The organism is Streptomyces sp. NPDC054847 (assembly GCF_053610925.1).
Genome location: NZ_JBSGZJ010000546.1, coordinates 1 through 4,443 on the forward strand (window position 1 = coordinate 1; position 4,443 = coordinate 4,443).

Here is a 4,443-nt window from a genome sequence, read left to right on the forward strand (position 1 = left end):
CCCCCGGGGGAGCGGGCCTTACCGCTGTCCGGTCGGACAACGGTGTGTGTCATGACGGCTACGGTGTGACCGCGATGTTGGTCAGGCCCTTGCCTCCGGTCACGGTGTTGCTGGCGTAGACGGTCGTGCGGCAGCTCGAACTGTGGTTGGTGACATTGATGGCGAGCTGCTTGGAGCCGGTCGCGCCGCGCAGATCGGAGTTGTTGCCGCGGAAGACGGTGCCGCAGCCCCAGCCGCTCTGCTGGGTGTGGGTCTCGTAGCCGTTGTTCGTCGTGTTCCTGCCGGTGTTGTTCTCCACGAGGACGTTGTTGCCCTTCACGTCGACCCACGAGTCGTCGTAGTTCGCGCCGGTCAGGCCGTGACCGTCGAAGGTGTTTCCGACGATCTTCGCGCCGGTCGTGCCCTCCTTGATGTCGACGGCTTCGCCGCCGACGTCCGGACCGATGGTGTTGTTCAGGATCTGCGCGTTGTCGCTCCGGTCGGAGGTGCCGCCGGCCGAGCCGACGTACACGCCCTCGCCCATGCCTCTGCCGTCGTTCCCGGTGCCGTATATGCGCGAGTTCTTGATGACGCCGTTGCGGCTGGAGTTGCGGAAGTGGACGCCTTCCATGTCGAGGCCGTGGACGGTGACCGAGTCGATGACGACACCGTCGGCGGTGTCCGTCATGATCCCCTTCTGCCCGCCGGTGACCGTGATGCCCTTGACGGTCCAGTAGGAGGCGCCGTTGAGGTGGAGTCCGTAGCCGCCGCCCGCCTTGAGCACGGCTCGAGACGAGCCTGTCAGCGTGATGCGGGAGCTCGACGTGCCGTCCACGGTGGTCTTGAAGTTGCCGGTGTACGTGCCGTCGGCGAGCTGGATCGTGTCGCCGGGGCGGGCTGCCGTGAGGGCGGCCTTCAGCTCGGTGGCGGTGTCCACGTCGATGACCGACGCGGCATCGGCCGGGGTGGCCAGCAGGGACAGCCCGCCGGCCGCGAGCAGGGAGGCGAGCAAGGAGGGGAGCAGTCTTCTGGTGCGCATGGGGGGTGCCTTCCCGTCGGTCCGAGGTGGTGACAGTCCTCGTACGGTTCTCGTACGTGAACATCGGGTGGGTTTCTGAACGCGCGCGTTGACCCGTGACGGTAGGGACGGGGTAATGGGGTGTCAAGGTCCGTACCAAATCCGGCTCCTGGGGGGGCGCGCGTCCGAACTGCCCGACGGCGGTGGGACGTTCGGGACCGCCCGCCACGGGAAGGCGACATGACGGGAGGGGACCGGGAATGCAGATGTACCGGCGCGCGTTCTTGTCTTCGAACACGAGGAGGAGCGGTAATCGTGCTTGATCCACAGGGTTTGTACGAGTGGGAGCCGAAGGGTCTCGCGGTCGTCGACATGGCGCTCGCGCAGGAGTCCGCAGGCCTGGTCATGCTGTACCACTTCGACGGCTACATCGACGCGGGAGAGACCGGCGAGCAGATCGTCGACAACCTGCTGGAGACGCTTCCTCACCAGGTGGTGGCGCGGTTCGACCACGACAGGCTCGTGGACTACCGGGCCCGGCGCCCGCTGCTGACCTTCCGCCGCGACCGCTGGTCCGGCTACGACACGCCTTCCCTCGAGCTCAGGCTCGTCCAGGACGCCACCGGCGCGCCGTTCCTGCTGCTCTCCGGCCCTGAGCCGGACGTCGAGTGGGAGCGCTTCGCGGCCGCGGTCGGCCAGATCGTCGAGCGGCTCGGGGTGCGTCTCGCGGTCAACTTCCACGGCATTCCCATGGGTGTCCCGCACACCCGTCCCGTGGGCATCACTCCTCACGGCAACCGCACCGACCTCATGCCCGGCCATCGCAGCCCCTTCGACGAGGCGCAGGTACCCGGCAGCGCCGAGGCGCTCGTCGAGTACCGCCTCATGCAGGCAGGTCACGACGTACTCGGCGTGGCCGCCCATGTGCCGCACTACGTGGCCCGCTCCTCGTACCCGGACGCGGCACTCACCGTGCTGGAGGCCATCACGGCCGCCACAGGGCTGGTGCTGCCCGGAATCGCGCACGCGCTGCGGACCGAGGCGCACCGCACCCAGACCGAGATCGAGCGGCAGATCGGGGAGGGCGACGAAGAGCTCGTCGCCCTCGTGCAGGGACTTGAGCACCAGTACGACGCGATGGCGGGCGCCGAGACCCGCGGCAGCCTCGTCGCGGAGGCCGTGGACCTGCCGTCGGCGGACGAGATCGGCCGGGAGTTCGAACGTTTCCTCGCGGAGCGTGAGGGCGACGCCTGACCAAATCCGTTCCGGACGGCCGCTGATGTCCAGGAGGCCTCCCGGGGGCCCGGCGGTGCGGCCTGGCCGGAGCCGCGACGAGAAGCTCGCGTAGGCTGCGGCCCATGCTGACAGTGGGTCTGACCGGCGGCATCGGCGCCGGCAAGAGCGAAGTGTCCCGGCTGCTGGCCTCGTACGGGGCGGTCGTGGTCGATGCCGACAAGATCGCCCGCGAGGTCGTCCAGCCCGGCACTCCCGGGCTCGCCGCCGTCGTGGACGCCTTCGGCCCGGAGGTGCTGGCCGCCGACGGCAGCCTGGACCGTCCGAAGCTCGGCTCGATCGTCTTCGCCGACCCGGAGCGCCTCGCCAGCCTGAACGGCATCGTGCACCCCTTGGTCGGCGTCCGCTCCCGTGAACTGGAGCAGGCCGCCGGCCCGGACGACGTGGTCGTCCACGACGTGCCACTGCTCACGGAGAACAAGCTCCAGTCCCTGTACGACCTGGTCGTCGTGGTGGACGCGTCGCTGAAGACCCAGCTGGACCGGCTCGTACGGCTGCGCGGTATGACGGAGAGCGAGGCGCGCTCGAGGATGGCGGCACAGGCCACGCGTGAGGAGCGGCTGGCCATCGCCGATCTTGTCATCGACAACGACGGGCCGCTGGAGAAACTGGAGCCCCAGGTACGCGAGGTGTGGCAGGAGCTGACGCGCCGCGCAGCTTCGGGTCAGGCGCGGCACTGACCCCTGCCGCGCGGCTCCGGACCGGGCGCCGACCGTCGCGCGACGCGCCGGCCGCCCGGAATAGCGCCGAACCACCCTGTGTTGGAACGGATCAGTCAGGGAAGGATGCGAGCGTGTCGAACAGCAATCCGGAAACGCACGTCATCGACTTTCGCGCTGCCGAGCAACTGTTGGCCGCTCGGGACCCGCGTGGGGCCGTCAAGCTGCTCGACTCGGTGATCGCGGCCCACCCCGAGAACACGGCGGCCCGTCTCCTGCGCGCCCGAGCGTTCTTCCTGTCGGCCCAATTGCGTCCGGCGGAGCTCGAATTCGAGCTCGTCCTGGAGCGTGAGCCGGACAACGCGTTCGCCCACTTCGCCCTCGCGCGGACCTTCGAGCGGGCGGGCAAGCCCGAGCAGGCCAAGCGGCACTTCCGGCTGGCGGCGGCCTTGGACCCGAACCCGGAGTATCTGAAGGCCGCCCGCTTCGACACCGAGTGACATCCGCGGAAGGGGACGGGTGAGGATCCCGGCCGCTCAGCCGCGGTCGGGATCGTACGGTGGGACGTCACGGCCCGGCTGGTAGTGAGGGCCCTGCCGGATGTGCCGCACGACCAGGAACAGGTCGACGGCCACGACGACCAAGAGCACCCCGCATGCGACGGCCCAGCCCGTCCGGCCCACCATCGCGAAGGCGATCGTGCCGCCGGCCGTCCAGATGAGACCCCAGACGCCGAGCCAGAAACGCATGCGCAGAGGACTGCGTGCGGTGACGGGTTCACTCCCAGTACGCATCGGCATCACATCTCCCTCTCCAGGATGCACCTGTCATGCCTGCCCGTTCCTCGCGAACACCCGCTCTCCTCCCGACACCCGCTCTCCTCTGTCAGCGGCGATGACTTTTCGTGCCCGCGGCGGTCTGACTGTGTGAAAGCGCTACGGAAGACCGAAGCGCCGACGCATCCCATCACCGCTCGCACGAGGAGACAGACATGTCCGCCGGCACCTCCACCACGCCCACCTCCCTCGCGTCCGCTTCCGTCGCTTCCGGCGGCGCGGTGGCAGTCGCAGGGCCGGGCAGGCGCACCCATCTCGCCGTACGCACGCTGCAGATCGTGCTCGCGCTGTTCTTCGCCGTCGCGAGCGCCGGTCCCAAACTCGTGGCCCACTCGTCCGCGGCGGAGGGATTCGACAGAATCGGCTACGGCGACTGGTACATGTACCTGGTGGGCGGTCTGGAACTGACGGGCGCGGTGGCCCTGGTGATCCCGATCCTTTCGGGAGTCTCGGCCCTTGCCCTCATGGGGCTGATGATCGGCGCCTTCGTGACTCAGGTGGCCGTGTTCGACGGGGAGAACGCCTTGACTCCGGTCATCTTCTTCGCACTCCTCGCCGTCGTCGCGGTTGTCCGCCGCCGCCACAACGCCGAACTCGTCGCCTTTGTTCGTGATCGCTTCTGAGGGCGACGCCCGGCCGGACGCGGCCACATCCGGCC

6 protein-coding genes are annotated in these 4,443 nt (G+C 69.0%); 4 read left to right on the plus strand and 2 right to left on the minus strand.

The genetic code is table 11. The annotated features are described in order from the left end of the window. Positions 1–58: 58 nt before the first annotated feature. Positions 59–1,018, minus strand: coding sequence for a right-handed parallel beta-helix repeat-containing protein (locus ACWGH4_RS32005; RefSeq protein WP_453467042.1), 960 nt, complete (start codon positions 1,016–1,018; stop codon positions 59–61). Between the two features lie 294 nt (positions 1,019–1,312). Between ACWGH4_RS32005 and ACWGH4_RS32010 the strand changes: the two genes are divergently transcribed. The 3 genes from ACWGH4_RS32010 to ACWGH4_RS32020 all read left to right on the plus strand — a co-directional run bounded on the left by ACWGH4_RS32010 (position 1,313) and on the right by ACWGH4_RS32020 (position 3,449). Next, positions 1,313–2,251 (plus strand): PAC2 family protein, encoded by a 939-nt coding sequence (locus ACWGH4_RS32010; protein ID WP_453467044.1) that lies wholly within the window; start codon positions 1,313–1,315, stop codon positions 2,249–2,251. A 104-nt stretch (positions 2,252–2,355) separates the two neighbouring features. Next, entirely contained in the window at positions 2,356–2,970 is a 615-nt protein-coding gene (gene coaE / locus ACWGH4_RS32015) for a dephospho-CoA kinase (RefSeq protein WP_453467046.1), read from the plus strand. A gap of 113 nt (positions 2,971–3,083) precedes the next feature. Next, the gene (locus ACWGH4_RS32020) at positions 3,084–3,449 is read left to right on the plus strand and encodes a tetratricopeptide repeat protein (RefSeq protein WP_159693049.1); all 366 of its coding nucleotides are present in this window, start codon (positions 3,084–3,086) and stop codon (positions 3,447–3,449) included. Between the two features lie 36 nt (positions 3,450–3,485). Here ACWGH4_RS32020 and ACWGH4_RS32025 read toward each other — a convergent pair whose 3' ends face one another. Further along, the gene (locus ACWGH4_RS32025; RefSeq protein WP_441264385.1) at positions 3,486–3,743 is read right to left on the minus strand and encodes a DUF6343 family protein; all 258 of its coding nucleotides are present in this window, start codon (positions 3,741–3,743) and stop codon (positions 3,486–3,488) included. Positions 3,744–3,940: 197 nt separating this feature from the next. Between ACWGH4_RS32025 and ACWGH4_RS32030 the strand changes: the two genes are divergently transcribed. Continuing rightward, a complete protein-coding gene (locus ACWGH4_RS32030; RefSeq protein ID WP_453467048.1) occupies positions 3,941–4,408 on the plus strand; it encodes a DoxX family protein in 468 nt (155 codons plus the stop codon). Positions 4,409–4,443 lie beyond the last annotated feature (35 nt).